General features: G+C 50.2%; 19 protein-coding genes. 2 read left to right on the top strand and 17 right to left on the bottom strand.

Annotated features, from left to right (window positions below; all coding sequences use genetic code 11):
- Window positions 1-29: 29 nt before the first annotated feature.
- The 4 genes from MKY86_RS28435 to MKY86_RS28450 form a co-directional block, all read right to left on the bottom strand.
- Window positions 30-527 (bottom strand): type II secretion system protein, encoded by a 498-nt coding sequence (locus MKY86_RS28435; protein ID WP_076080073.1) that lies wholly within the window; start codon window positions 525-527, stop codon window positions 30-32.
- 99 nt (window positions 528-626) lie between these two features.
- Window positions 627-1,832 (bottom strand): type II secretion system F family protein, encoded by a 1,206-nt coding sequence (locus MKY86_RS28440; RefSeq protein WP_076080072.1) that lies wholly within the window; start codon window positions 1,830-1,832, stop codon window positions 627-629.
- A complete protein-coding gene (locus tag MKY86_RS28445; protein WP_076080071.1) occupies window positions 1,832-2,881 on the bottom strand; it encodes a type IV pilus twitching motility protein PilT in 1,050 nt (349 codons plus the stop codon). The genes MKY86_RS28440 and MKY86_RS28445 overlap by 1 nt, the downstream gene beginning before the upstream one ends.
- 15 nt (window positions 2,882-2,896) lie before the next feature.
- Window positions 2,897-4,561 carry a GspE/PulE family protein gene (locus MKY86_RS28450; protein WP_076080070.1) on the bottom strand — a complete coding sequence of 555 codons (1,665 nt, stop codon included), beginning with the start codon at window positions 4,559-4,561 and terminating at the stop codon, window positions 2,897-2,899.
- 306 nt (window positions 4,562-4,867) lie between these two features.
- On the opposite strand from MKY86_RS28450, the gene MKY86_RS28455 reads away from it, so the two are divergent.
- Window positions 4,868-9,679, top strand: coding sequence for a DUF5057 domain-containing protein (locus MKY86_RS28455; RefSeq protein WP_083685293.1), 4,812 nt, complete (start codon window positions 4,868-4,870; stop codon window positions 9,677-9,679).
- An 83-nt stretch (window positions 9,680-9,762) separates the two neighbouring features.
- Here MKY86_RS28455 and MKY86_RS28460 read toward each other — a convergent pair whose 3' ends face one another.
- From MKY86_RS28460 to MKY86_RS28470, 3 genes are all read right to left on the bottom strand, one after another.
- Entirely contained in the window at window positions 9,763-11,595 is a 1,833-nt protein-coding gene (locus MKY86_RS28460) for a hypothetical protein (RefSeq protein ID WP_143803765.1), read from the bottom strand.
- Between the two features lie 66 nt (window positions 11,596-11,661).
- The gene (locus tag MKY86_RS28465) at window positions 11,662-12,252 is read right to left on the bottom strand and encodes a prepilin-type N-terminal cleavage/methylation domain-containing protein (protein ID WP_076080068.1); all 591 of its coding nucleotides are present in this window, start codon (window positions 12,250-12,252) and stop codon (window positions 11,662-11,664) included.
- Window positions 12,236-12,841 carry a type IV pilus modification PilV family protein gene (locus MKY86_RS28470; RefSeq protein ID WP_076080067.1) on the bottom strand — a complete coding sequence of 202 codons (606 nt, stop codon included), beginning with the start codon at window positions 12,839-12,841 and terminating at the stop codon, window positions 12,236-12,238. The genes MKY86_RS28465 and MKY86_RS28470 overlap by 17 nt, the downstream gene beginning before the upstream one ends.
- Before the next feature lie 264 nt (window positions 12,842-13,105).
- Between MKY86_RS28470 and MKY86_RS28475 the strand changes: the two genes are divergently transcribed.
- Window positions 13,106-13,891 (top strand): alpha/beta hydrolase, encoded by a 786-nt coding sequence (locus MKY86_RS28475; protein ID WP_076080066.1) that lies wholly within the window; start codon window positions 13,106-13,108, stop codon window positions 13,889-13,891.
- Window positions 13,892-13,999: 108 nt separating this feature from the next.
- Here the strand turns inward: MKY86_RS28475 and MKY86_RS28480 are convergent, their stop codons facing one another.
- The 10 genes from MKY86_RS28480 to prfB all read right to left on the bottom strand — a co-directional run bounded on the left by MKY86_RS28480 (window position 14,000) and on the right by prfB (window position 26,989).
- Entirely contained in the window at window positions 14,000-15,895 is a 1,896-nt protein-coding gene (locus MKY86_RS28480; protein ID WP_076080065.1) for an AraC family transcriptional regulator, read from the bottom strand.
- A 125-nt stretch (window positions 15,896-16,020) separates the two neighbouring features.
- A complete protein-coding gene (gene argH, locus MKY86_RS28485; RefSeq protein ID WP_076080064.1) occupies window positions 16,021-17,433 on the bottom strand; it encodes an argininosuccinate lyase in 1,413 nt (470 codons plus the stop codon).
- A gap of 90 nt (window positions 17,434-17,523) precedes the next feature.
- Window positions 17,524-18,759: an argininosuccinate synthase gene (locus MKY86_RS28490; protein WP_076080063.1), complete on the bottom strand. Its 1,236-nt coding sequence runs from the start codon at window positions 18,757-18,759 to the stop codon at window positions 17,524-17,526.
- Window positions 18,760-19,141: 382 nt separating this feature from the next.
- Entirely contained in the window at window positions 19,142-20,110 is a 969-nt protein-coding gene (gene argF / locus MKY86_RS28495) for an ornithine carbamoyltransferase (protein WP_076080062.1), read from the bottom strand.
- The gene (locus MKY86_RS28500) at window positions 20,110-21,393 is read right to left on the bottom strand and encodes an aspartate aminotransferase family protein (protein ID WP_340827626.1); all 1,284 of its coding nucleotides are present in this window, start codon (window positions 21,391-21,393) and stop codon (window positions 20,110-20,112) included. Before MKY86_RS28500 ends, argF begins: the two co-directional genes overlap by 1 nt.
- 122 nt (window positions 21,394-21,515) lie before the next feature.
- Entirely contained in the window at window positions 21,516-22,340 is an 825-nt protein-coding gene (argB, locus tag MKY86_RS28505; protein WP_076080061.1) for an acetylglutamate kinase, read from the bottom strand.
- A 71-nt stretch (window positions 22,341-22,411) separates the two neighbouring features.
- Window positions 22,412-23,644, bottom strand: a complete 1,233-nt coding sequence (gene argJ / locus MKY86_RS28510) for a bifunctional ornithine acetyltransferase/N-acetylglutamate synthase (RefSeq protein WP_076080060.1) — start codon at window positions 23,642-23,644, stop codon at window positions 22,412-22,414.
- 22 nt (window positions 23,645-23,666) lie between these two features.
- Window positions 23,667-24,722, bottom strand: coding sequence for an N-acetyl-gamma-glutamyl-phosphate reductase (gene argC / locus MKY86_RS28515; RefSeq protein WP_076080146.1), 1,056 nt, complete (start codon window positions 24,720-24,722; stop codon window positions 23,667-23,669).
- Window positions 24,723-24,918: 196 nt separating this feature from the next.
- Window positions 24,919-25,803: a YitT family protein gene (locus MKY86_RS28520; protein ID WP_076080059.1), complete on the bottom strand. Its 885-nt coding sequence runs from the start codon at window positions 25,801-25,803 to the stop codon at window positions 24,919-24,921.
- A gap of 72 nt (window positions 25,804-25,875) precedes the next feature.
- Window positions 25,876-26,989, bottom strand: a protein-coding gene (gene prfB / locus MKY86_RS28525; RefSeq protein WP_143803768.1) for a peptide chain release factor 2 whose coding sequence is annotated in 2 segments (ribosomal slippage) — window positions 25,876-26,916 and window positions 26,918-26,989 — 1,113 coding nt in all. Because the reading frame shifts where the segments join, the coding sequence is not laid out codon by codon here.
- Window positions 26,990-26,993: the final 4 nt, after the last annotated feature.

A 26,993-nucleotide genomic window follows, 5' to 3' on the forward strand; every position in this document is an offset into this window, starting at 1 on the left:
GGAGTTCCGATTCCTTGAAACAAAGTAAGTTATTTTAATTTTGATTCTAGGATTTGCTGCGCAGTAAACTTTTTCTCCACTGGCGGAGAAGAGTTATCTTTTAACAAAACTGCATATCCAGAAGAATTATCAGCCAATTTTCCTTCTTTATAGTAAATTAATGAACCCGTTACAATATTCTTCTTAGTACTAGGCAATACCAATGGGTTCTCTAAAAACTTTAATCCTTGGAGCCCTGTACCTGCAGCACTTGCGGTTGGAGCAGTACCTATAACTGGAATAGTATCAGTACCAATTTCCCCATCCAACTCAGTAGTAATATACATACGAGAGGCCTCATAAACTTGCCGAGCAGTTGCCAGGTCTGCCTTATCTCCTGTGTTATTAATTAGACCGCTAATCATTGGAATAGCTATAACTGCTATGATCCCCATAATTACAATAACAGCCAGCAACTCAATCAGCGTGAACCCTTTTTCCTCTTTTACCGCCTTACCTAACCTCTTTCTCAGTGCCTGTACGAACATTATAATTCCTCCTCAGATAGTGGTGTAATCCCTTGAACAGACCCGATCCTCTGCTATTTGACCGGCGTCACCCCTCTCAAATCATTCAAGACATTTCAATTAAATGTTGCTATAGATACTGAACATAGGCAGCATAATAGAAGCTACTATAATTCCTACCACACCTGCCAAAAAGGCAATAAGCAGCGGCTCCAGCAGCGATTTCAGCCGGTCCACTGTATTCTCTACATCCATCTCGTAGAAGTCAGCTACCTTAGCAAGCATCTGATCCAGTGCCCCCGTCTCTTCACCAATCGCAATCATCTGTGTAACGAGCGGTGGAAAAACCCAAGCCTTCTTCAGCGGGTCCGATAACGGCTTCCCTTGAAGAAGAGAATCACTGGCCTTGCGGATGTATGCGCCAATCACTTTATTCCCAGCAACTTCTTCAACAATCGACAAGGATTGAAGAATAGGCACCGAACTGGCATATAGGGATGAGAAGGTGCGTGTGAATTGCGCAATGGAGCCTTTTTGATTCAGTTTGCCGAATACCGGAATCTTAAGCTTGGCATAATCAAGCGCATAGGCTCCGCGTTCCGTCCGTTTGACTACCTGATAGACGGTAATGAGCAGCACTATTGCCAGCAGCCAAATATACCACTGGCCTTGAATACTTGTACTAAGTGCCAATACCATCTTGGTAATCGCAGGCAGCTCGGCATTCATTGATTCAAACATGCTGACGAATTGAGGTACGATCGCCCAGAGGAGGTACACCACTGCCGCAATAGCCATAATTCCAACGGTAATGGGATAAGTAAGTGCTGATTTGATCTTCTCGGTGGTTGTGTGCTGTTTCTCGAAATAGACCGCCAACCGTTCAAGCGTCCCTTCCAGATCACCGGTCTCCTCACCTGCACGAATCATGCTGACAAAGAGCGGCGGAAAGATCTTCTTGTGGTCCTGAATCGCCTGTGAGAATGCAGTTCCTCTCAACAGACCGGAATTCACATCTGTCAAAGCTTTACGCAGAGGCTTACTCTCTGTCTGTTCAGCCAATATTCGTGTGGCATCCACAATAGAAACACCTGCACGCATTAGTGTCGCGAACTGGCGGCAATAGATAATGAAATGAATGGTCTTGACCGGATTTCCTATGTATATTTCCATAGACAGAATAGTGGTTTTGCGTTCTACGAGCGAAAATACAGTCAGACCGCGCTTTCGAAGCTCCTCCATCGCTATGGACTTGTCCGTTGCGGTGAGCTTCCCCTTCAGCTGCTTGCCCGCATGCGTTTTCACCTGATATTCAAACTGCGGCATCAGTTGCCCACCTCCGTTAGATAGGCTTTAGCAGCTTCTGGATGAATAAGTCCATACTGCAATTGTTCACGAATATTCATCTCAAGCGTATGCATCCCGAGTGACCGCCCAGTTTGCATTACATTTTTGAGCTGGTGGGTCTTATCAGTACGAATCAGGTTCGCTACAGCTGGCGTATTAATCAACAGCTCCGTTGCGCTCAGCCTACCCCGGCCAGCCGCCCTCGGGAAAAGGCGCTGTGAGAGAACCGCCAGCAGCACTGCAGCTAATTGGGAACGAATCTGACCTTGCTGGTGGCCTGGAAAAGTATCGATAATCCGGTCAACCGTCTGCGGGGCATCCGTAGTATGCAGCGTAGCCATCACCAGATGGCCGGTCTCCGCAGCCGTAACTGCTGCCGACATCGTCTCCAGATCACGCATCTCGCCTACCAGAATCACATCCGGGTCCTGCCGCAGCGCAGCCCGTAATCCACTGGCGAAGCTGCCGGTATCATTTCCCACCTCACGCTGGTCAATTAAGCATGTGCCATGAGAATGTATAAATTCTATTGGGTCCTCAAGCGTCACGATATGCTTACGCTCTGTCCTGTTGATATAATTCAGCATGGCTGCAAGTGTAGAGGACTTCCCGCTGCCGGTTGGCCCCGTTACTAATATCAGCCCCTGAGGCTTCATAGCAAGACTGGAAAGTACAGACGGCAATGATAATTGTTCAAGCGTCGGGATCTCTACTGGAATTGCACGCGCAGCTATGCTGACTTCTCCTCTTTGCTTATACACGTTAACCCGATACCGAACCCCATTGTCCAACGGGTACGAGAAATCCATTTCTCCAACGCTATGGAAAATTTCACTTTTGCCGCTTCCGAGCAAGGTTTCCGCCATACTTACAGATTCTTCAGGCGCGACATTCTCCCCCTCCAGTGAATGCAGCGCTCCGTCTATCCGGATTACTGGCGGAGAACCTACGGATATATGCAAATCTGAGGCTTTGGAGGTATAGGCCATATGCAGAAGTTGAACTATATCACGTTTGAATAATGGCATTCATACTCCCCCTATCTAATGCGATACGGTCTCACGCATGACTTCTTGTAAGGTTGTAATTCCTTTAGATACTTTGACGAATCCGTCCTCTACTAACTGGATCATGCCCTGCTCTCTACCGGCTGCCCGCAGCTCCTCTATGGATGCAGAATCTGTGATAAGCTGCCGCAGATGATCATTAATGGTCAGTACCTCATGAATGGCAATCCGTCCACGGTATCCTGTATTGTTGCAGTTACCGCAGCCTCTCCCACGATAGATGACCTCAGCAGGCAGGCCATAGCGCCTAAGCATTATCGACTCCTGCTCTGTCGGTTTATGCTCCTCTTTGCAATCCGGGCAGATTTTGCGTACCAGCCGCTGAGCGACTACCCCTAGCAGCGAGGATGCAATCAAGTAAGGCTCAACACCCATGTCACGCAATCTGGAAATGGTGCTAATGGCATCATTGGTATGTAATGTAGACAACACAAGATGTCCTGTAAGTGAAGCACGTACAGCAATCTCAGCAGTTTCAGTGTCCCGAATCTCTCCTACCATTACAATATTCGGGTCCTGACGAAGAATCGAGCGTAAGCCTGCGGCAAAGGTTAAGCCAATCGCCGGATTCACATGCACCTGATTCACACCTTCCAGCTGATATTCCACCGGATCTTCAATCGTAATAATATTCGCATTCTCGGTATTCAATTGGCTCAGGGCAGAATATAAGGTGGTTGATTTCCCGCTGCCGGTTGGACCGGTAATCAGGAGTATACCGTAAGGCTTGCTGATCATATCCCTGAAGGCATCGGCATTAACGTCACTGAAGCCCAAGGTATCTACAGACTTAACCCCAGTACTTAGGTCCAGGAGACGCAGTACAATCTTCTCACCATGCATGGTCGGCAGCGATGATACACGTATATCGACCATCTTGTAGTCAAATTGCATTTTAATCCGGCCATCCTGGGGCAGACGCCGTTCTGCTATATTTAATCGGGCCATAATCTTCAGTCTGGCGGTGATGAAGCCCTGCATTTGCTTGGGAATGATCCGCTCTGTCCGTAAAGTCCCGTCAATCCGGTAACGGATGGAGAGATTATTCTCACCGGGATCCACATGAATATCTGAAGCCCGCAATGACACTGCCTGCTGAATCATCTGGTTGACCAGCCGCACAATCGGTGAATCCTCATCCGTAATCTCTGTTTCTTCTATCTCTTCCTGGGTTGGAAGCTCGACCATCATCTGACTCATAGAGTCCCGCATTCCGTAATGACGGGCAATCGCTCTTGTCAGCTCATCACGGCTGGAGATTGCCGGCTCAATCCTGAATCCTGTACTCATGCGCAAATCTTCAATAGCGAAGTAGTCCAAAGGATCTGCCATTGCCACCATCAGCTTGCTGCCTTCCTTCATGAATGGGAGCACTTGGTAGCGTTTGGCCATACTCTCGGGGATGATCTGCGTGATTGCCGGATCAATCTGATATTTGAACAGGCTTACGTGGGGGATGCCTAACTGGAACTCAAGTACCTCTATGAGCTGTTGCTCTGTAATATAGCCTTGGGTTATTAGCAGATCCCCCAGCTTTCGTTTGGTTTTGCGTTGCTCCACCAGCGCTTCTTCAAGCTGTTCTTGAGAGATAATCCCGTTTTCTACGAGTAGATCTCCCAGCCTCTTCTTCATGATAGCCATATCTGTTTCACTCCAGAGCACTATATTTTCCAAGCAGGTATAAGCTAATCATTTGGAAATCAAGAGTACATTGAAATCATAATTTTTCATAAAATATCTTAAATTTTATAGTTAATTAGACTCAATTTTATAGGTTTTTATGCATATCTTTTAATTGCCTATCTACTAAATATGTCCTAGAATGTATATAGCATAGAATGGATAATTTTACAATGGAAACCCGCCTAAACTACAACCCTTATACGGAAAAATAGAAGTTTATATGACAAATTTTGTGATATTAATAATTATTGGGGAGAGATCACGATGGAGGTCTTGAAAAGAAAAAGACTGCTGATTATGCTTAGCCTTCCGTTGGCCTTAATCTTGTTTGCTGTCATCTGGAGTACGGTATCAAGGATTGATGCTGATCAGAGCAGTTATCCGGTTCGCCTGCTTGAAGTCACGGAAGATGGCATAAGCCAGTTAACCTCCCTCAAAACCGATTTTCCAGATTTCACAGTCGTTACCATGAGTATGAAACGTTTTGTCGCTTTACGCGATGATCTGGATGGGCAGTATGACGGCATATTTATAGGTAAAGGTACCTATAGTCCAGTAACCCTGGGAAACCTTAAGGATAAAGATGTCTCTGTGCGCTCTGCGGCTATGAACACCTCGTTAATTCAGAATGATATTACGCGTCTTCGTGTAGATGATATCAATAAGCTCTTTATTATGAAGGGCTTGTATGTGATTTTTCATGAACAGACTTTCTTAGATCAAGAGAAGGCTGAGGCCAGAAAAGGAATCCTCTACGAAGCATTTAATCCTTTGCGCAGAACCTCGGCTTCGAAGAGTAACGTTCTCTTTCTGAATGATTCCGGACTTAATGATTTCTTCAAGGGACTGAAGACTGACAGCTCCAAGCTGAAACAACGCCCCCAACTGCAAATCACCAACAGTGATGAGATCAGCAATTATGTTCCGGATTCCACTAGGGGGAAGATTTACACTCCCGGTGACAAATTGAAGTTCAACTTCAATGTAAGCAATACCTCTGATCTTGCGAATCATCCTTTGACCGCCAAACTATATATTAATCTTGATAAGTCTATTGCTATGGGTGAGCAGCAGGTTGTCGCATCTGTCAAAGTAAATAAAGCCAATGGTACGGTGGAATACATTCTTCCCCGGACATTCTCAGGACTGTTATATTGGAAACTCGAGATTAGTGACCCTACCAGCACTTCGCAGTTAAAAGACTATGAACGCGGAAGCATCCGTTACCGTAATGAGCAGACTGTTATAAGAGTCCTGCAGATTACACCTCCAGGTTCCAGTACATCTCCAATTCATGAGAGCAGTCTAAAAAAATCAATAAACATGAATCAGAATTTTTTAGGCAATGAGGATTACAAGCTGGATATTACCGTCATGAATATAGATGAATTCAATTATTATATTGAGAGTACCTTAGCAAATACACATGAATATGGCCTTAATGGTGTCTATGACATGCTACTGTTCGGATTCCGGGATGAATACTACTCGAAGACAATAATGAAGCCATTGTCTATCACAGCAGTAAAGGAGTTCATTAACGAATCCAAGCAGAGTGCAATGTTCACACATGATACAGTTATCAACCTCTACGGAGGTAACACTTGGGTCAATAATTTCAAAGAGATTACAGGCCAGAAAGATCCTGTTGTTAACCTTGGTCATAATGCACTTAATCCATCAAAAAAAGTAACGCCGGTTAATGACGGATTGCTTATGCAGTACCCTTTTTACTTGAGTCAACAGACTAGCAGCGGTACCCAGAACAGTATAGGTGAACCCAAAGTAGCCAAGACCCACAATCAGTACTTCACGCTGGATCTGGAAGACCGGACAGTTGTACCCTGGTACAACATCATCAGCGAATCAGGCGACGCAAACAAACGGACTCCTGATGACAGTTGGAACCATTATTACACCTACTCCAAAGGAAACGTAACCTATTCAGGAACAGGCCATCTATTTGGATCTAATCTTTCGAGCAGCGAGTCATTGTTCCCGGAGTGGGAACAAAAGCTTTTTGTTAACACGATGTACAGAGCATTTATGGGTGCTAACCACGCTCCCAGCATCACTGCATATTCACCTATTGAAGGAGCCGTCATTCCATCCTATCAAGATAAGCTGACTGTAAGCTATTCAGTAGCCGATCTGGATTTGAAGGACCGTACTCTGACCACTAATCTGAAGTTCATCGTGAACGGAACAGAATTGACCAGCCCGGACTACATGCTCCACAACCGGCGTGTAGGATCTGAAGAGACTATTACACAGACCTTCAAGAACCCGCTTAGCGAAAGTGGCAATATTGAAATCATGATCACAGCACAAGATGACCAGGGCGCTTCCGCTTCACCGGTCATCATCCCATTGACCGTCTCAAAGGTGGAGTCCTCTTTATCCATAGGCCGAAGCCAGTCCGCTACAAAAATAGGCCGAGACAAGCTGGTAACGATAGCTTACAGCATTGCTCCAAAAACCTTAAGGCTAGAGGATGTTCAACCTCAATATCAGGGGAAAAACAACCTGTTAATTTCCGGCTTGCGGTATGATGAAAAATTCGCTCCAAATCTTGAATTTGAGGGGGAAGCCTTGCCGCAGGGATTCACCAAGACCGGAAGTCTCAGTGAAGGTTACACTATAAAAGGAACTTTTGAGAATATCAATTTTCAGTTAACTACAATTGATGGTAAGCAGTACTATACGCCGGTTAATCCTAACAGTACGTCAGACCCGCTTATATATAAATTCACTCTGAGCTTCAAACCTAAGACAGCAGTGAAATATATACTGGATAACTCCAGCATTACGTACGATGATATCCATGCTCCCGCAGAATCTGTACCTACGGAAGCCCCAACAGCGGTTCCTACTGTTGCTGCAACACCGACTCCAACACCTGCGCCAACTCCGGTTCCGACTGTAGCTCCCCCAGTGTTCCCGGGTTCTACAGCACCTATTTCGGCTCTGGGGGTTGCTAAGGATTATACTGTCTTTATGTTGAAAGACATCCGCTATGATAATAATAGTTTTCAGAATAAAGGCCGAACTGCTGCAGGAAGAAACGTAAAAGCACAATCTTTTACATTGGGTGATACACTTACTGATGCTGTTTTAGTTGTAGGCAATGACTTGTACTGGGGCTCATGGGGAGGGAAAATCTCCGGCAAAGGATATTATGGAAATAATATTGAAATGCATGCCTATTTATCGCAAGAAGAGCGAGCAAACATTACGAAGGGTTCTCCACTAGATTTTACAACGATTGGATCTCAACTCATTAGCCGATCTGCATACATGGGAAGTCTAACAGGCAAAGAGATCAAAGTTTCTGAGAATAGCGATCTTGTAGTTTCGGGAGAAGATAAAAAATTAAACATTTTCAATGTAAAACCAAGCAATCTAAATAATATTAATTTACGCAGCCTCAAAATTAATGCACCAGCAGATTCAACAGTCTTGATTAATATTGCAGGAGAATCAATCAAGTTTATAAATGGGAGCGTATCTGTTAATGGAGTAAGCAACAACCATATTATCCTCAATTTCTATCAAGCCAAATCCTTGACAGTCGAGAGTTATGGTGAAATTAATCAGTCTATTCTTGCCCCATTAGCTAATATCAATCTCACAGGGAGCTTTAATGGAAATATTATCGGTGAGTCTCTATTAACTATAGGATCTAGCGGAATCGCGATAGGTTATCAACCCTTTGAGGGCTCGTTGCCTGAAATGCCTGCCGCAACCACTGCACCAACCGCAGTCCCTACAGCGACTCCTACCCCAGTAACTACAGCAACAGCTACACCAGTGCCTACTGCTAGTGCCTCACCAACTGTGATGCCGACAGCTACGCCAGTACCAACAACTGTGACTATGAAGTTTTTAGCTGTTAATCTGGAAGTAATTATTGAGATTACTTCAATTGCTGTTCACGATGAGAACATACTGGTTGATCAAGAGCTATCGCTCCCGTCCATAACTACAATTCTGCCAGATGATGTAGATGCGAAGGACCGCACGCTTCTATGGACCATCGTCAGCGGCAAAGACTTCATTAAATTCACAAGCGATGGTATCATCCAAGCAATTGCGCCCGGTGAAGCAGCGATTCAAGCCTCAGCTCAAGATGGAAGCAAGGTTGTCAGCAATATAGCCAGGATTACTGTGACAGCACCTATTCCGCCTGAGCCGATACGCACCATTCAGCTTACCGGAGATATTTCAGGAACTGCCAATACCCCAATTGATTTGACTGCTGTATACACCAGCAACCCAGTTGAGACGGATATATTCTATAAGTGGTCAGCCACAGATGGGAATGACATTAACGTTAATCAATACCTGACAACGAGTGGTCCAACTTCTCCTACGGGAACCTTCAATGCCCCCCAGAGTGGGATTTATACTATCACTGTAACTGCATACAGCAACAGCAATAAGGCTGGCTCCCCAGCCACCAAGATCATTACCATCACCAACCCATTAAGGGACTTTACTATTGATAGTGCTGACAGTCTTTATGTTGGTAAATTCATAGAGATGAGTGTAAAGGACTTCGCTCCTGATAACGCAGATGATGCTTTTGATATCCATTGGAGCTTAGTTGGAGATGGTACTCAGTATGCAAGCTTAACCAAAGCCCCAGACGATACGGATGACACTAAGTATATTTTAACTGGCATCAAGGCAAAGGATACTGTCACTGTTTCAGTCACGGCAGGAGGCATTACTAGGATTAAGAAAATTAAGATCGAACCTCTGGTTCTTACGGATATCCAGTTTACCGGGACTATAGTGGAGATGAACGTTGGCGAATCCAGACCTCTGGACCAGCTTCTCTGGTTCTCGCCAAGAGAGATTACTCTGAATGATGTTCGGGATCAATTGGATTGGACAAGTACTTTCTCTGGAATTGCCTCCTTCCAAACTCCTGTTACCGCAGACAATCGGGGGATAATCCATGCACATAAAAGCGGAAGTACGCTGGTAACTGTACAATATGTTAACAACCCCCTGATTAAGACAACCATACTCGTCAAAGTATATCCTCTCGATACGGATGACCGTTACTAGGGGAAACTAAATAACAATATTAAAAGGAGCCTTTGGGCGCAGTGAATACTGACGCGAAAGGCTCCTTTGATTGATGTATACCGTCAATTTAACAGTTGCATAGGTCCGACATTTACATTGACGGTTTGCACTCTGGGTAAGCTGGATTGCTGATTCTCATAGATGTCCGGTTTATAATCTATCACAAAACGCTCTGGAGCAGCCGCTTGGTTAATGATTAGTCTGCCAGCATTGCCTGTAAGAGGCTCCATAACATTACCTTTTACTGCATGGACAGTCAGGTTGTCTCTGGCAAAAAAACCGCCGATCAAGTGGAACATAGAGCCTACGCCATACAACTCACCACTGGAGTCTGTATAAAAGAAAGCTTCCATCGTTTCCTCTGCACTTGGTTCGTTTACAGCAAAGGCGTGCAGGCGGTTGATAAGCACTTTTGCTTTGGAGATCAGGACCAATTCTTTGGTCTCCAGGTCATTTCCCTGAAGTCCCCGAATATTTGCATCCTCAACCGTTGTATCACCTAACACCAGCAAAGTCGAATCAAACTTAACGTTGCCTTTGATCTTAACATTACCAGTAACTAATATATTGGCCCGGACTGGTAAAAAACCAGGATTAAAGTTGTTGATTTCTAAATTCCCGGTAACGATGAACCAGCGGGGCATACTCCCGCTTTTGGGATCAATCTCATTGGACGGTCCCTCCCGGTAAAATAATTTCTTGTAGGCTAACCCATCGATAACTAAATTCCCGTTAAAAACAACTGTGGAATCCAAGTTCTCCAACTGCTGTAGTTTCTCATTGTATATTTCAAGATCCTTCTGATACTGTTCAAGGACAGCTTCTTCGGCATCCGGTAGCACTTTATCTGGAGCTACCGGCATCCCTTGAATATGTGTGACCTCCGAACGCCCGATAATCCAAGAATTTAAGTCTACAATGCCTTTGTTGTATTCTCCACGTATACTGTTTCTTAACGATTTTTGGGTAACATCATCCTTTGAAGAGGATAACCCTTGTGCCAGCTTATCAAAAAACGACTCCTCAACGTTGATTTGGACAAATTTATTTTTCTCTTTAATTTTGATGTTAGCCGGATTCACGTGCAGAATCTTAGCCAATAAATCATTCCTTGCGCTCTCCGTTTCAGGCAGGGAGGTCATTGTATCTTCTTGATCTTCTGACAGGATACTCTCTTTCGGCTGGAAATTCTCTTTATACTTGATATTGCTCATTGCTTGAACATGTACCTCACCCGGGGCTGACCCATCCGCATTACTCATGACGGTAGGGAAATCCAAGGTGACTTCAGGATATCTATGTCCCAAGTAAGTGTACCAAGGTGTATTCGTTACCAGCAGCTTCTCTCCGGCATACACATTGCCCTTAAGTACAGGAGCTCCATTCAGCCTGAGAGTCTTCTCTGAGCCGAATACATACTTCAAGAAGTCTGGATAACTGTCTATAATAACCTGTTGCCTCAATGTCCGTTCTACTCCGTTAACCACCGCCTTGGAGCTGATATTGATCGTATACTGGATAGATTGGTTTTGTTTTCTGATTTTTTTGTCCTTAGTATCATCATATTTGATGCCATCGACTGAGCCCCTGCTGGAAGATTGTAATTCTGTAGCTACCTTCAGACTGGACTTGTTGTCATCCAGCTTCGCCAGAATGACTCCCAGGCTTTCCGGGTCAATATCCTCCAGCTGTAATCCCTTCAGCTCGGATTGAATATAGGCCGCAGCTTCATTAAGTCCTTTTTGAGCAAGATGCAGGGACTGTACGTCACTCTCCCTTGTTTCACTTCTTTGGGCTCCTCCAATGGTTGCACCTAGAACTGCTAATCCGAGAATTGTAAGCAGGAGGACAATCAACATTACCAGTACAAGTGCAGAGCCTTGTTCAGACTTCATGCGGGAGAACCGCTCCGCCTGTCTGCTCCTATTCATAAACCACAATCCCATTTCTGCCCACCGCTCCTAGAATCCGAATTTGCTCTCAACCGCAAGCTGTCGTCTGGTATCTCCACGTTCTAAAGTCAGAGAAAGCTTGATATTTAGCAGGCCACTCTCACAAGGCTGTATCGAATTTGCACTGCATTCCAAGCTCATTGAAGAATCCGGGCCCAACGTGGAATCTGTCGAAGTCCTTGTATTATATGTATCTCCTGGTGTTGGAGTAGTTACGTCACCCACGGGATCGGAAGCTGTTGATGCGGGGTCTGTTGTTGGAAGCTCATTTATCACTAACTGCCCGCCGGATATACCTATTGCTACTTCATCGATCCCACCGCTAATATTATCTCTGCGCAGAAGTATAGTCTTATTCACTTCATCAGAAGAGATAGTGTTGGGAGCAAAAGTATAGATTTCAGTAATAATGGCAGACATCAGTAAGTCACTTTCATCCCTCAAAGTATTCTCCATAGTCACTCTCTGATAACTCTGCACACCAAACGTCATTACTCCATAGACCAGTGCGGATACCAGAGAAAACAAAGACAACGCTGCAATAAGCTCAATTAGCGTAAAGCCCTGTTCTTTGCGGAGAAGATCAACGAATTTTCTCATCTGTAATATATCCCTCCACAACAGTCTCCTTACCATTCGTTCTAACCTGGCTGGAATCCCGCACTCTGACCCGAACCGGCAAAAGGTACTCGGCAGTAGCCTTCTCAATGGCATCCGATGAATGTATCATTCCTGTATGGAGAGTAGACTGATATTCAATATCTATCTGATAGCTGATGTTATTAATCGTAGGATTCAGCACCTTCGCCAAAGTGTTTACATCGCTCACCGCATTACTGTAGACGCTGCAGCTCACTGTTGTCTCTGTCAAGGGAACACAGCCGGAAGCCTGAATCGCAGGGTGGCCTATAATCTCAGGTTCTGCTCCTGAAGCAGGTTTGCCTTTAAGGTACAGCTCCAGTTTGTCAAAATCCTGCTTCTCCATATAAAACAAAGCGTTCCGCGCCAGATTGACCATGATCGTCTTGTTCTGGTTGGACTTGGAATAGGTCATGGCATTGGTGAAATAGGAGGTCAGCACCAGGGACACTATCGACAAAATGACGATGGCGGCCAGCACCTCGATCAGGGTAAAGCCCGCTTCCTTGCCCCGCTCGCGGCTGCGGTTCCATGGGTCTTTCCAGGACATTGTGTTCGCTCCCTATACTCTATTGGATTCCATTATAGATAGTTCCCGCGCAGCAGAATAATGGCTTCTCTCACCCGCTGGTCGAAGTGTATCCATGTCTTCAGTCCTGTGTTCTTGTGCATTACTATGAATCTTTCTACCTACTTCCATTATATTCTTTCTCCTCCGGCAGCAGCAATGCTTGCGGACAATAAATCTGGAGAAATCTACAGTTTATATCAGGTAGGGGCTGTGCTATCATGTGGGCAGAAAGGGGATACGCAAATGGCTTTGATTGAATGTAAATTTTATTCGGAGGTGCTGGGGCTCAGTACTTCGATGACTGTCATTCTACCGCAGCAGACCACTACGCAGATCGGAATGAGTAATGTCTCCAAAGGGACCTTACACCCCACCCTGTACCTGCTGCACGGCCTGTCTGACGATGATTCGATCTGGCTGCGCCGGACCTCAATTGAGCGTTATGTAGCAGAGCTGGGCATCGCTGTTGTTATGCCGCAGGTCCACCGCAGCTTCTACACGGATATGGAGGCGGGCGGTAAGTACTGGACATTCATTAGTGAGGAGTTACCGGCACTGGCCCGTTCCTTCTTCCCTTTGTCGACCAAGCGCGAGGATAACTTCGTGGCGGGATTGTCGATGGGCGGTTATGGGGCAATGAAGCTGGGACTGCGCAAGCCGCAGGACTGGGCCGCAGCAGCGAGTCTGTCCGGGGCACTCGATATGGCACACAATTTCTTGAACTTTGAAGATCCATCGCAGAGAACCAAGGATTATTTGCAGATTTTTGGGGACAAAGACATTGCTGGTTCTCCGGAAGATCTGCTATGGCTGCTAGAGGAAGTGAACCGCTCCAAAGGGCCGAAGCCGCTGCTCTATCAGTGCTGTGGAACCGAGGATTTCCTGTATGAGGATAATCAGGTCTTCCGTAAGGCCTGCTCCAAGACCAAGCTGTCTCTGACCTACGAGGAAGGGCCGGGCGAGCATGAGTGGGGATACTGGGATACCAAGATCCGCGATGTGCTGAAGTGGCTGCCGCTGGGGAAGTAGTGCTTGTGATATTGTAAGCGGTATCGAATGAACCCTGGGCATTATATTTTCAAAAAAAGGGATCTGGACAATTCATCCAGCGCCCTTTTTTTATGGTTACCCGCGTAATTACGTACTGCTCCCTGCCAGCAGGTTAACGATGATGTCCATTTGTTGTTCTACCGAAATCGGATCACTGAACAGGAATTGATTGAAGTCAATATTGTAGATTTTGCCCGCTTTCCCTGCCGGTGAATTCTGAATGAGCTTATCCACGTTCTTCAGCTCTGCCTCCGCCCCTTCATTCACTGCGAGAATTAGCCGGTCACCGATGAAATCAGGAATGACCTCGCTGGAGATCTCCCAGGTCTCTCCGTGAATGACCTCTTTCTCCACCTTTTCAGTCGGCTTCAGGCCCAGATATTTATACACGATGTTGCCGCCCAGATTGGTATCCCCGTAAATGAAGACGGCACCGGAACGCACATTTAGAATGGAGAAGGTTTCGTCCGGTTCGATGTAGGGAGCGATTTTTTCTTTGGACTCTTTTATTTTTGCTGCAAAATCCTTGTTCCACTGCTTCGCTTCCGTCTGCTTGCCCAGAATATCCCCGAACATTTCGACATCCTTGACCGGATCATTATACTGCTCCACTACAAGGGTTGGTGCAATCTGGCTCAGGGCCTCGTATCCTCCTTCGACTACCTCCGCGAACGGGGCTGTTGTAATAATCAGATCAGGCGCAAGCGATAGGATCTTCTCCGCATCAGGCGTAGAACCTACATCTTCAATATCCGACACATCGCTTAACAGCGGATTGTTCAGAATGAAGGTTGTTGCTCCCACCGGCTTCACTCCAAGCGCCATCAATTCCCCCAGATGAAAAAGACTGACGACCCGCTGAGGCTTCACGGGAATCTCGGTCTCCCCCTTCAAATGCTTGTAAATACGTGTATCTGCGGCCTCGCTGTCTGCAGCCGTACTGGTGGGAATAGGCTCAGAGGCTGCCTTTCCAGTGTTGTTACCTGTCTGGCATGCACTTAGAAATATGGCTGAACATAACAGCAGCGCAGCCCCTAAGGCCGGTCTTGAAAATCTGAACATCGATGTGTCCCCTTCCTCATTTAACTGATAATAATTCTCATTATCATTATGAGAAACAGGCTTACCAGATACAATAGACGATTTCAGCAGATGTAATGGATTATTCTGAACGGTATGCTTGTTGTTCTCCCGGAATCGCTGCGGCGAACAGCCGGTATGCTTTTTGAACAAACGGCTGAAATAATAGACATCGGCATAACCCACACTGCCTGCGATTTCCTGAATTCGGGCATTGGATTGCAGCAGCAGCTGCTTGGATCTGCGGATTCGTACATGGATCAGATAATCGATAGGACCGAACCCAAGCTGACTCTTGAACATGCGGAACAAGTAGCTCGTACTGCAGCTGCACATTCCGGCCAATACCTCTGCGGTAATCGGCTCACTGTAATGCTCATGGATATAGTGAATGGCTTCAGTGACTACACCCGGTCTGCTGGTCCCCTGAGCCGAGGAGTGAATCTGCCGCATAACCTCATATACAAATTGATGAAAAATCGTCTGTGCCTCCAGCTTCTCCAGCGGGGCGGTATGCTGCCACAGACGATCCATTGCCTGGCACTTCTCCTGCAAGGGCAGCAGTGTATAGGGAGTGAAGGCATACGGCATATTGAAGCTCTCCTGGTCCTCTGGAAATAGACTGTCGGCTTGGTAGCGAATGAAATAACAGACAAACTCGTTGTCCAGCGGCATCAGCCCGAGCTCCGTTTCCTTGCCGCCATGCAGAAGAGGCGCAGACCGGGTTGAGTAGACCGTCCCCGATAGACTAACAGTCGCCTCGCCCTGCACAGTCAGCAGGAAAAAACCCGTAGCCGCCACATCATACTCAGGCACCGTTCCTGCTTGCGCAGCGAATAATTGAACCTCCAGCAGCCTGACCGCAGTACGGCTCCAGCATTCAATATGGGCTTCCCAATCCATACCTTCCCCCCTATTGTCTATTGAAAAAAGACTGCCCTTCTGCAGCTTCCGCTGCAAATGACAGTCTCTAATGCCTTCAGTAATCCTCTGCCTCTAGCGGGCAGTGCAGACGACCTGCATATAGGTTACACGGCTCCACCATGCTGCTTCACCCATTCACCCGCAGCCGTCAGGTCCGCTTCGGCCCGCCCGATGGCGGCCTGCACCTGAACCGTGGCGGTACCGCCGTAGACATTACGGGCGTTCACCACGGCTTCGGGCTGGAGCACCGCATAGATCTGGTCGTCGAACAGCGGCGAGAACTGCTTGAATTCGTCCAGCGTCAGATCGAGCAGGAACTTGCCCTCGTTGATGCAATACAGGACGGTCTTGCCGATCACCTCATGTGCCTGACGGAACGGCAGGCCTTTGCCCACCAGGAAGTCGGCGATATCGGTCGCGTTGGAGAAGTCCGTATTCACCGCTTCACGCATCCGTGCCTTGTTCACCTTCATGGTGGAGATCATCGGCGCGAACAGCTGCAAGGCCCCTGTAAGGGTAGCTACTGTATCGAACATGCCTTCTTTATCTTCCTGCATGTCCTTGTTATAGGCCAGCGGCAGCGACTTCAGCACGGTCAGCAGTCCGATCAGGTTGCCGTAGACACGGCCTGTCTTACCGCGTACCAGCTCCGGCACATCCGGGTTCTTCTTCTGCGGCATGATGCTGCTGCCGGTGCAGAAGGCATCATCCAGCTCCACGAAGCTGAATTCGGTGCTGCTCCACAGCACCAGCTCTTCGCTGAGCCGGGACAGATGAGTCATTACGAGCGATGCATTCGCCAGGAACTCCACGATGAAGTCACGGTCGCTGACCGCATCCAGACTGTTCTCATAGACTCCGTCGAAGCCAAGCTGCTCGGCCACGTAGTGGCGGTCAATCGGGAACGTCGTTCCCGCCAGCGCCCCGGCACCCAGCGGCAGTACGTTAATCCGCTTGTAGCTGTCGGTCAGGCGCTCCGCATCGCGGCGGAACATTGACACGTAAGCCAGCAGATGATGCGCGAACAGAATCGGCTGTGCCCGCTGCAGGTGGGTATATCCAGGAACGATAGTCTCCAGGTTATCCTTGGCCTGCCCGATCAGCGCACCCTGCAGCTCGTGCAGCAGTGCCACCAGCTCCACCACGCGGTTACGCAGGTAGAGGTGCATATCTGTAGCCACCTGGTCGTTGCGGCTGCGTCCGGTGTGCAGCTTGCCGCCGACCGGGCCGATCTGTTCGATCAGGTTCTTTTCAATATTCATGTGGATATCTTCATCGGCAACCGAGAATACGATCTCCCCCGCGCGTACCATCTCCAGTACCTTCGCCAGTCCGTTCTTGATCGTCTCGACATCCTCCTGCGGCAGAATTCCGCATTTACCCAGCATCGTGACATGGGCCAGACTGCCCTGCACATCCTCTTCCGCCAGCACTTTATCGAACTCGATAGAAGCCGTATATTCCTCTACCAGCTTGTTCGTTCCTTTGGTAAAACGTCCGCCCCACAGCTTGCTCACCTGTTGTTCCTCCTCGATAGACGTTAGAAGGGCCGCCCCTGTCCAGTTGGGAGGAACGGCCTTCTTGTATCCGCTTTTATATGCTGCTACTTATTTATTGGATTCTGCTACGCCTGCCGATACCTTCAGACGCAAGGCATTCAGACGGATGAATCCGGTCGCATCGCCCTGGTCGTAGGCCTGGGTAGGATCTGCCTCCATGGTGGCGATATCCGGGTTGTACAGGCTGACCGGACTCTTCACTCCGGCGCCGATGATGTTCCCCTTGTAGAGCTTCACGCGTACCGTACCGGTCACATTCTTCTGGCTCTCCTTCACCAGGGCCTGCATTGCAATCCGCTCCGGTGCGAACCAGAAGCCGTTATACACCAGCGTGCTGTAACGGGTGATCAAGCTGTCACGCAGGTTCATCACTTCACGGTCCATGGTGATCGATTCCATTTTGCGGTGAGCGGTGAACAGAATCGTTCCGCCCGGAGTCTCATACACGCCGCGGCTCTTCATGCCGACAAAACGGTTCTCGACCATATCCACGCGTCCAATCCCATGCTTGCCGCCCAGCTCATTGAGTTTCTCCATGACTTGCAGCGGGGACAACGCCTCACCGTTCAGCGCTACGCAGTCGCCCTTGAGGAAGTCCAGTTCCAGGTACTCGGCTTCATCCGGAGCATCCTCTGGCGCATTCGAGAGCAGGAACATTTCCTTGTTCTCCGGTGCGCTTGGATCGAACCAAGGATCTTCCAGCACGCCGCTCTCATAGCTGATATGCAGCAGATTGCGGTCCATCGAGTACGGCTTAGCCGCTGAGGCTTGTACCGGAATACCGTTGGCTTCGGCGTAAGCGATCATCTCCGCACGGCCCGGGAACTGGTTGCGGAACTCTTCCAGACGCCAAGGCGCAATTACCTTAATGCTCGGTGACAATGCAGCGGCATTAAGTTCAAAACGCACCTGGTCATTCCCTTTACCTGTAGCTCCATGGGCAATGGCTGTAGCGCCTTCGGCGATAGCGATATCCACCATGCGCTTGGCGATCAGCGGACGGGCAATGCTGGTGCCCAGCAGATATTGTCCCTCATAGAGTGCGCCCGCCTGGAACATCGGGTAGATGAAGTCATTCGCGAACTCGTCGCGCAGATCATCGATGTAGACTTTGGACGCGCCGGTAGCGAGTGCTTTTTCCTCCAGGCCGTCCAGTTCTTCCTTCTGACCAATATCCGCTGTAAAAGCAATAATCTCCGCATCATACGTTTCTTTCAGCCATTTCAGAATGACTGAGGTATCCAGCCCGCCGGAATAGGCGAGTACAATTTTTTCTTTTGCCATGGGGGTTTAGCTTCCTTTCGTTGTGGAGGGTGATTAGGATGATCTTCAAAAATATGCTTGTACAATCCGGTGCCTTAGGCGCAAGCTGCATGAATGTTTGGACTTTCGGCCGCTGTTGTCTCCAGATATTCTTGAATATACCGCTAGAGCGGATAATATCCGGAGACAAAGGCGGACGCTTACGCTCCTACAGTTCCAAACTTCACTCCGTTGCTTAGCACCGACTTATACCGCACCTATTCTAAGTTCATCCTATTATAGTGTTTATATAGTATAAGACCAAGCAAAACCACTGCAAGATCGATCCTGACTTCACTCAATATTCACTCTAATTACTTAATACTTAACAGTGGAGCCTAACAGACCCGTAGCTAGACTCAATCTAGCCCATCAAAGCCGCCATCAGCGCCTTCTGCGCATGCAGGCGGTTCTCCGCCTGATCGAAAATCACGGAGTTCGGGCCGTCGATGACGCCGGTGCTGACCTCTTCCTCCCGGTGGGCGGGCAGGCAGTGCAGGAACAGATAATCGCTCTTCGCGCCTTTCACCAGCTCCTCGTTGACCTGATAGTCCTTGAACGCCGCTTCACGTGCCAGCTGCTCGGCCTCGAAGCCCATGCTTGCCCAGACATCCGTATAGATCACATCAGCGTCCTGTACCGCCTCCTGCGGGCTGCGGGTCACGGTGATAACTGAACCTGTCTCCTTGGCGATCTCGCGTGCCTCGGCCACTACAGCCTCATCCGGCTCGTAGCCCACAGGTCCCGCGATAGAGACATGTACGCCCAGCTTCGCCCCGCCGATCAGCAGGGAATGCGCCATATTATTGCCGTCACCGATATACGCCAGCTTCAGTCCCTTCAGCTTGCCCTTGTGCTCGTATACAGTCTGGTAGTCCGCCAGCACCTGACAGGGATGCGCCAGATCGCTGAGGCCGTTGATTACAGGCACTGAGGCATACCGCGCCAACTCTTCCACTTTATCATGGCCGAACGTACGGATCATGATACCGTCCAGATAACGCGACATGACCTGGGCCGTATCACCAACCGTCTCGCCGCGGCCGAGCTGAATATCATTTTTGCTGAGGAACAGTGCATGTCCACCCAGCTGATACATCCCCACTTCGAACGACACCCTTGTACGGGTAGAGGATTTCTCGAATATAAGGCCGATCGTCTTCCCCAGCAACGGCTGGTAGACCTCACCGTTCTTCTGCTTGCGCTTCAGCTCAATCGCAAGGTCAATCAAATAGGTGATCTCCTCCGGGCTGTAATCATTCAGCTCCAGCAAATCACGGCCTTTGAGCTGTGCGGCAATCGTCTCTGTTACGCCTGGTGTACCGTGACTCATCAATTTGCCTCCCCGCTTACTTTGTTAGCATAAGTATGAATTAGTTCCGATAGGATGTCCACCGCCTGATCAATTTCATCGGTGCTGACATACAGATTAGGCAGCAGCCGGATCACATCCGGGCCAGCCTGAACGAACAGCAGTCCGCGCTTCTGTCCAGCGAGAACGATCTCGGCTACCGGCTTCCGGCATTCAATGCCGATCAGCAGGCCTTTGCCGCGAATCTCCTTCACAAAAGAAGTGTCCGCCAGCTTCGCTCTAAGCTGTCCACTTAAGTATTTGCCCATCTCCGCAGCCCGCTCGGGCAGCTTATCTTCAAGCATGGTCTCAATGGTTGCTTCCATCACCGCTGCCGCCAGCGGGGTGCCGCCGAAGGTACTGGCGTGGCTGCCCGGGCTGAATGCCTCGCGCAGATAGCCTTTACCGAGCATCACACCAGCCGGGAAGCCGCTGGCTACGCCTTTGGCCAAGGTGAAGATGTCCGGCTCAATGCCGTAATGCTGATGAGCGAACAGCTTGCCCGTACGGCCCATCCCGGTCTGCACTTCATCCACGATCAGCAGTAATCCGTGCTCCTTGCACAGTGCTACAACAGCATCCAAGAACTCCTGCTGTACCTCAAGCACACCGCCCTCGGCAAGCACCATTTCCAGCATAATCGCTGCCGTATGCTCGGTAATGGCACCCTTCAGCGCCTCCAGATCATGCAGCGGCACCGTCTTGAAGCCTGCCGGAAGCGGCAGGAAGCCTTCCTTTACCTTCGCCTGACCTGTTGCTGTCAGTGTAGCCAGCGTACGCCCATGGAAGGATTGCTCGAAAGTAATGACCTCGTAGCGGTCTGTACCCTGCACCTTCTGGTGATACCGGCGCGCCAGCTTGATGGCCGCTTCATTCGCTTCCGCACCGCTGTTGCAGAAGAAGACCTGATCCGCACAGCTATTCTCTGTCAGCAGCGCAGCTACCCGGTCCTGGCCCGGAATGTGGAACAGGTTCGAGACATGCCACAGCGTATCAATCTGCTCCTTGAGCTTCGCACCGACCTTCTCCGGCGCATGGCCCAGACTCGTTACCGCAAGTCCGCACATGAAGTCCAGATACTTGTTACCCTGCTCATCCCATACCCAGCTGCCTTTGCCTTTGACCAGACTGATATCATATCTGCTATATGACGGGAATACCGCACTCAGCTTGGCAGGAGCGGCCCCCTGTCCGTTCGTTCCTGCTGAACGCTCCTGCGGCGCCCCTGTCAAAGAATTCTTGTCCGTTTGCGTAAGCTCACTCATTCTTAGTCACTCTCCCACCATGCTGCTGCCGGCTCCCCGTCAGCGCGTCTAATTTACTTGTCAGTTTGCTACAAAACTACGAATCCCTGTCATAACGTCTTTCCACTCAATCTGCTATCTCCTTATCGAACAATCCGCGTTCCCAGCGCTTCGCCCTTCAGCACCCGGCTGAGTACACGCGGCTCTTTGCCGTCTACAATAATAACCTCAGACACCTGGCCCTGGATGCAGTCCATAGCGGCACGCACCTTGGGAATCATTCCGCCGTAGATTTCACCATTCTCAATCAGTGCTTCGATCTGTGCCACCGTTACGGACGGAAGCACCACCTTCTCCCCATCCACCGTCCGCATAATACCCGGCACATCCGTAACCACGATCATACTCGGTGACCCTATATAAGAAGCCACCGCTCCGGCAGCGGTATCCGCATTGATGTTATACCGCTGTCCTTCGCCGTCTACACCGACAGGTGCAATCACCGGAATATAGCCCATCGCGAGGATACCCGTCACAATCTCCGCTCGAACACCAGTCACTTCACCCACCAGACCCACTTCATCGTGATTGGCCACCGGGTGCGCCATGATCAGGTTGCCGTCAACGCCCGACAACCCGAGTGCCTGCCCCCCGCTGGCCTGAATTCGGCGGACAATCGCCTTGTTGATGCTGCCGGACAGGGTCATCTCGACCACATCCAGCACCTCTTCCGTCGTTACCCGCAGGCCGTTTACGAAGCGACTCTCAATCCCAAGCTTCTCCAGATTGCCGGAGATCGCCGGGCCGCCGCCATGCACGATTACAGGCTGAATCCCGCTGACCTGAAGCTCCCGCAGATCCTCGAAGAACGAATCCGGCAGCGCCGCCAGCGTACTCCCCCCGCATTTCATTACGAACAGCCCGGCGGCCCCCGCCTGCGCCTGAGGCTCTATCGGTTCTAACGTCATCTCCCTGCCCCCTGTACGTAAAAGCTTAGTCGGCTTTCGGCCGCTGTTGTAATCCGGTGAACCTATCTGCACTACGTACGGTAAGCCGCATTAATCCGCACATAGTCATAAGTTAGGTCACAGCCCCAGGCTGTAGCCTGACCGCTGCCGTCTGACAAGGTTACCGTGATCAGCACGGTATCGCTTTTTTGCAGATAATGCAGTGCCTGCTCCTCATCAAAAGCCACCGGACGCGATCCGCGCAGCACCTCAATCTCACCCAGCTTAATATCTACCCGCTCCGGCGATACCGGAACGCCCGCGCGCCCTACAGCCGCGATAATCCGCCCCCAGTTGGCATCCGCGCCGAAGATCGCCGACTTCACCAGGCTGGAGCCGACCACGGTCTTGGCAATCGCCGCCGCACCTTCGTCATGCACCGCCCCGCTCACCTGCACCTCAATCAGCTTCGTTGCACCTTCGCCGTCACGGGCAATCGCCATGGCCAGACTCTGGCACACATGGGTGAACGCCGCTGCAAAAGCTTCCCAGTCCGCATGCAGCCGCGTCAGCTTCTCATTGCCCGCCAGGCCGCTGGCCATCGTGACCAGCATATCGTTCGTACTGGTGTCACCATCAACGGTAATCATATTAAAAGTAGAATTAGTAGCTGTGCGCAGCAGACTGAGCAGATCCTCTCCGTCAATGAGCACATCGGTGGTCATGAAGCCCAGCATCGTCGCCATGTTCGGGTGAATCATCCCGGAACCCTTCGCCGCTCCGGCAATCGTAACCTCTGTACCGCCTACCGTTACTTTTACGCAGCTTTCTTTTTTGACCAGATCGGTGGTCAGGATCGCCTGGCTGAATTCCTCCGCACCGGCAGCGCCCGCGTCCAGCTTCTCCGGCAGTCCGGCAATCCCGCTGCGCACACAGTCCATCTTCAGCAGTTCACCGATTACACCTGTAGAGGCCACAGCGACATCCAGTTCATTCACACCCAATTGGCGGGCAGCGGCGGCACGCATCTCGTACGCATCCGCCTCGCCCTGGTCCCCTGTACAGGCATTGGCATTGCCGCTGTTCACGATCACCGCCTGCAGCGTTCCGTCCGCCAGACTCTCCCGCGTAACCTTCAGCGGAGCCGCCTGAAATACATTGGTCGTATACACCGCAGCCGCCGTAGCAGGCACCTCACATAGAATTGCGCCGAGGTCATTACGCTCAGTTTTTTTGAGACCGCAGTGCAGGCCACCGGAGGTGAAGCCCTTAGGTGCAGTAATACTTCCGCCTTCTACGACGGTATATAGTGGTTGCTCACTCATGATATTGTTTGACCGCTTGCGCTTATGGATACACTGGTGTGTAACCCAGCCCGCGGGTTTCCTCCCATCCCATCATCAAATTGAGGTTCTGAATAGCTTGCCCTGCGGCGCCCTTAACGATATTGTCGATGACTGACACAATGGTAACCCGTCCCGTGCGTGCATCTGTGGCGAAGCCGATATCACAGTAATTCGATCCGCTGACTTCCTTCGTCGCCGGAACCACGCCGGGCTCACGCACCCGCACATAAGGTCTGCCTGCATAATAGTTACGATATAAATCTACGAGTTCCTGTTCACTATGTTCACCAATCAGTCCGGCATACATCGTAGTCATAATCCCCCGGGTCATCGGCACCAGATGGGTAGTGAAGGTTACGGTGACTTTCTCCCCGGCAATATCGGTCAGCACCTGTTCAATTTCCGGGATATGCTGATGCTTGTTGATTTTGTAGGCTTTGAAGTTCTCATTGATCTCGGCAAAATGCACCATCAGGCTTGTTCCCCGCCCTGCCCCGGACACCCCGGATTTCGCATCAATGATGATGCTGTCCGGCTTGATCCAACCTGCCTCCAGCGCCGGAACCAGCCCCAGCAGCGTAGCTGTCGGGTAACAACCGGGATTGGAGATGAAGTCCACTCCGGCCGCACGCTCTCCGTACACCTCGCATAACCCGTATACCGCCTGCTCCAGGTAAGCTTCCGGAGGAGCCGGGTGCTTATACCACTGCTCATACTGCGCGCCATCCTTGAGCCGGAAGTCCCCCGACAGATCGACAACCTTGAGTCCTGCCTCAAGCAGCCCGGGCACCAGCTTTGCACTCACTCCCGAAGGGGTAGCAGTGAATACAACATCCGCTCTGCTTGCAATCTCTGCTGCATCTACACCATCCAGCTTACGCTGAACCACTCCCGTTAAATGCGGAAAACCCTCCTCAATCGGCGCACCCGCACTCGAAGAGGAAATCACTGAAGTAATCTCTATATCAGGGTGGCCCTGCAGCAGCCTGATCAGCTCCACGCCCCCATAACCCGTTGATCCGACAATCGCCGCTCTCAGCTTGTCTGTCACTGTCATCCCCGCTTCCCGATTCTCATTTCTATCATTATCGCTCATGCATAACCGTCCTGCAAATATGTATTATTATACGACTGAATTAATATAAATACAACACGTTGCGTTAACTTTATTCAGCTGGCGCACAAGAAGAAACGCAGGGTTATCCTATTCGCTACAGTATATCAAAAGAAGCGCAGAGCCCCCTTTAGGGAGTCTACGCTTCTCTTTTAAACCCTTCGCCCAGCACCTCATGAGCCTCGGTTATAATCACAAATGCACCCGGGTCCACCGAGCGGACGATCGCCTTGAGCCTGGTAATTTCATTCTGGCCTACCACGACCATCAGCACCGTGCGGTTGTCACCGGTATAGCCGCCTTGCGCATTCAGCTTGGTCAGCCCGCGGTCCAGATCATTCAGAATCGCCTGCGAGATGTCCTCTGTGTGATCCGAGATGATATACGCCACCTTCGTGGTGCTGAAGCCCACCTCCAGCGCGTTGATCACCCGGCCGGTGACGAACAGCCCGATCAGTGCATACATCGCCTGCTCCATCCCCAGCACAAAAGCCGCCAAGGTAATCACCGTACCATCCAGCAGCACGACGGACAGCGAGAAGCTGAAGCCGGTAAGCTTTTGAATAATCTGTGCAGCAATGGTCAATCCGCCCGTAGAGCCGCGCCCCCGGAAGACGAGGCCCAGGCCGAGACCCACACCAATTCCTCCATAGATAGAGGCCAGGAGCGGATTCGTGGTCGGCACAGGCCCGTCCTTCGTCAGGAAGATAAACAGCGGTAGCACAAAGCTCCCCAGCAGAGAGCGGATACCATACTGTTTGCCGAGGAAGATTACGCCGAGAATGAAGAGCGGAATATTAAGCGCCCACTGGGTAAAAGCAGGCTCTGCCCCAAACCAGGCCTCAGCCAGTACCGACAGCCCCGACACTCCGCCGGATGCAATCCGGTTCGGGAGGAAAAACAGATTGAACGCCAGGCCGGTGATCAGCGAGCCAATCAGAATTAGCACAATATCCACGGTATGGCGCAGCGGCCCGTTCAGCGGGATAAGCGGAGGTTTGTTGCGTGAATTGATTTTTTGCATAGTTGGCCGGGCTCCTTTATGTTCAGACAAAAATTCCTACACCTCCGAAGACGCGTAGGAATTGAATTACTTTTATTCAGCTTCCGTCTTGATCTGGCTCCGCAGATACCCGTCAATGAAGCCGTCCAGATCCCCGTCCATTACAGCTCCAACGTTGCCTGTCTCCACAGAGGTGCGGTGATCCTTCACCATGCTGTAAGGATGGAATACGTAGGAACGAATCTGGCTGCCCCAGGCAATCTCGGATTGTTCCCCGCGGATCTCGTCCAGATGTGCCTGCTGTTCCTGGATTTTGCGCTCATAGAGCTTGGAACGCAGCATCTTCATCGCCTGCTCCCGGTTCTTGATCTGGGAACGCTCATTCTGACAGGTGACCACCACGCCGGTTGGTATATGCGTAATCCGCACCGCGGAGTCGGTAGTATTGATGTGCTGACCGCCCGCGCCGCTGGCCCGGTACGTATCAATCTTCAGATCCTCTGTGCGGATATCCACCTCGACGTCGTCTGCAATCTCCGGTACCACATCGCAGGATACGAAGGAGGTATGCCGTCTGCCTGAGGAGTCAAAAGGCGAAATGCGCACCAGCCGGTGCACGCCCTTCTCTGCCTTGAGGTACCCATATACATTGTGGCCCTTAATTAACAAAGTTACACTCTTGATTCCCGCTTCATCGCCCGGCAGATAATCCAGCACATCTACCTTGAAGCCCCGCTTCTCCGCCCAGCGTGTGTACATGCGCAGCAGCATTTGGCCCCAGTCCTGGGACTCCGTGCCGCCTGCACCGGGATGCAGCTCCAGAATCGCGTTCAGCTTATCGTACGGCTGATTGAGCAGCAGCTGCAGCTCGAACTCATCCACTCTGGCACTTATACTGCGGATCGTTCCGGCTATCTCCTCGGCCAGTGCGTCGTCGCCTTCTTCATCGGCCAGCTCCGCCATCATGGCAGCATCGTCATAATCCTGCTGGAGCTTCTCAAATTGGTCAACCACCGACTTCACGGCATTCATCTCGCCAATCACGCTCTGCGCCTGATCGGGATCATCCCAGAACCCGGGAGCCGCCATCTTCTCTTCGAAGTTCGCTATCATCTCCAGCTTCAGGTCTAAGTCAAAGTGACCCCCTAAGGTTGGTTAATTTCTTGCCCATTTCACGCAGGTCCTGCTTCACATTAGGATCGATCATTTGG

The organism is Paenibacillus sp. FSL R7-0333 (assembly GCF_038000365.1).
GTDB classification, from domain to species: Bacteria; Bacillota; Bacilli; order Paenibacillales; family Paenibacillaceae; genus Paenibacillus_AQ; species Paenibacillus_AQ silagei.

Coding starts and splice junctions, on each gene's coding strand:
- MKY86_RS28470 (WP_076080067.1), bottom strand. CDS start 12,841: ATGTCCTGGAAAGACCCATGGAACCGCAGCCGCGAGCGGGGCAAGGAA.
- MKY86_RS28435 (WP_076080073.1), bottom strand. CDS start 527: ATGTTCGTACAGGCACTGAGAAAGAGGTTAGGTAAGGCGGTAAAAGAG.
- MKY86_RS28490 (WP_076080063.1), bottom strand. CDS start 18,759: ATGGCAAAAGAAAAAATTGTACTCGCCTATTCCGGCGGGCTGGATACC.
- MKY86_RS28440 (WP_076080072.1), bottom strand. CDS start 1,832: ATGCCGCAGTTTGAATATCAGGTGAAAACGCATGCGGGCAAGCAGCTG.
- MKY86_RS28450 (WP_076080070.1), bottom strand. CDS start 4,561: ATGGCTATCATGAAGAAGAGGCTGGGAGATCTACTCGTAGAAAACGGG.
- argB (WP_076080061.1), bottom strand. CDS start 22,340: ATGACGTTAGAACCGATAGAGCCTCAGGCGCAGGCGGGGGCCGCCGGG.
- argC (WP_076080146.1), bottom strand. CDS start 24,722: ATGACAGTGACAGACAAGCTGAGAGCGGCGATTGTCGGATCAACGGGT.
- MKY86_RS28500 (WP_340827626.1), bottom strand. CDS start 21,393: ATGAGTGAGCTTACGCAAACGGACAAGAATTCTTTGACAGGGGCGCCG.
- MKY86_RS28455 (WP_083685293.1), top strand. CDS start 4,868: ATGGAGGTCTTGAAAAGAAAAAGACTGCTGATTATGCTTAGCCTTCCG.
- argF (WP_076080062.1), bottom strand. CDS start 20,110: ATGAGTCACGGTACACCAGGCGTAACAGAGACGATTGCCGCACAGCTC.
- MKY86_RS28445 (WP_076080071.1), bottom strand. CDS start 2,881: ATGCCATTATTCAAACGTGATATAGTTCAACTTCTGCATATGGCCTAT.
- argJ (WP_076080060.1), bottom strand. CDS start 23,644: ATGAGTGAGCAACCACTATATACCGTCGTAGAAGGCGGAAGTATTACT.
- MKY86_RS28480 (WP_076080065.1), bottom strand. CDS start 15,895: ATGGATTGGGAAGCCCATATTGAATGCTGGAGCCGTACTGCGGTCAGG.
- MKY86_RS28460 (WP_143803765.1), bottom strand. CDS start 11,595: ATGAAGTCTGAACAAGGCTCTGCACTTGTACTGGTAATGTTGATTGTC.
- MKY86_RS28465 (WP_076080068.1), bottom strand. CDS start 12,252: ATGAGAAAATTCGTTGATCTTCTCCGCAAAGAACAGGGCTTTACGCTA.
- MKY86_RS28475 (WP_076080066.1), top strand. CDS start 13,106: ATGGCTTTGATTGAATGTAAATTTTATTCGGAGGTGCTGGGGCTCAGT.
- MKY86_RS28520 (WP_076080059.1), bottom strand. CDS start 25,803: ATGCAAAAAATCAATTCACGCAACAAACCTCCGCTTATCCCGCTGAAC.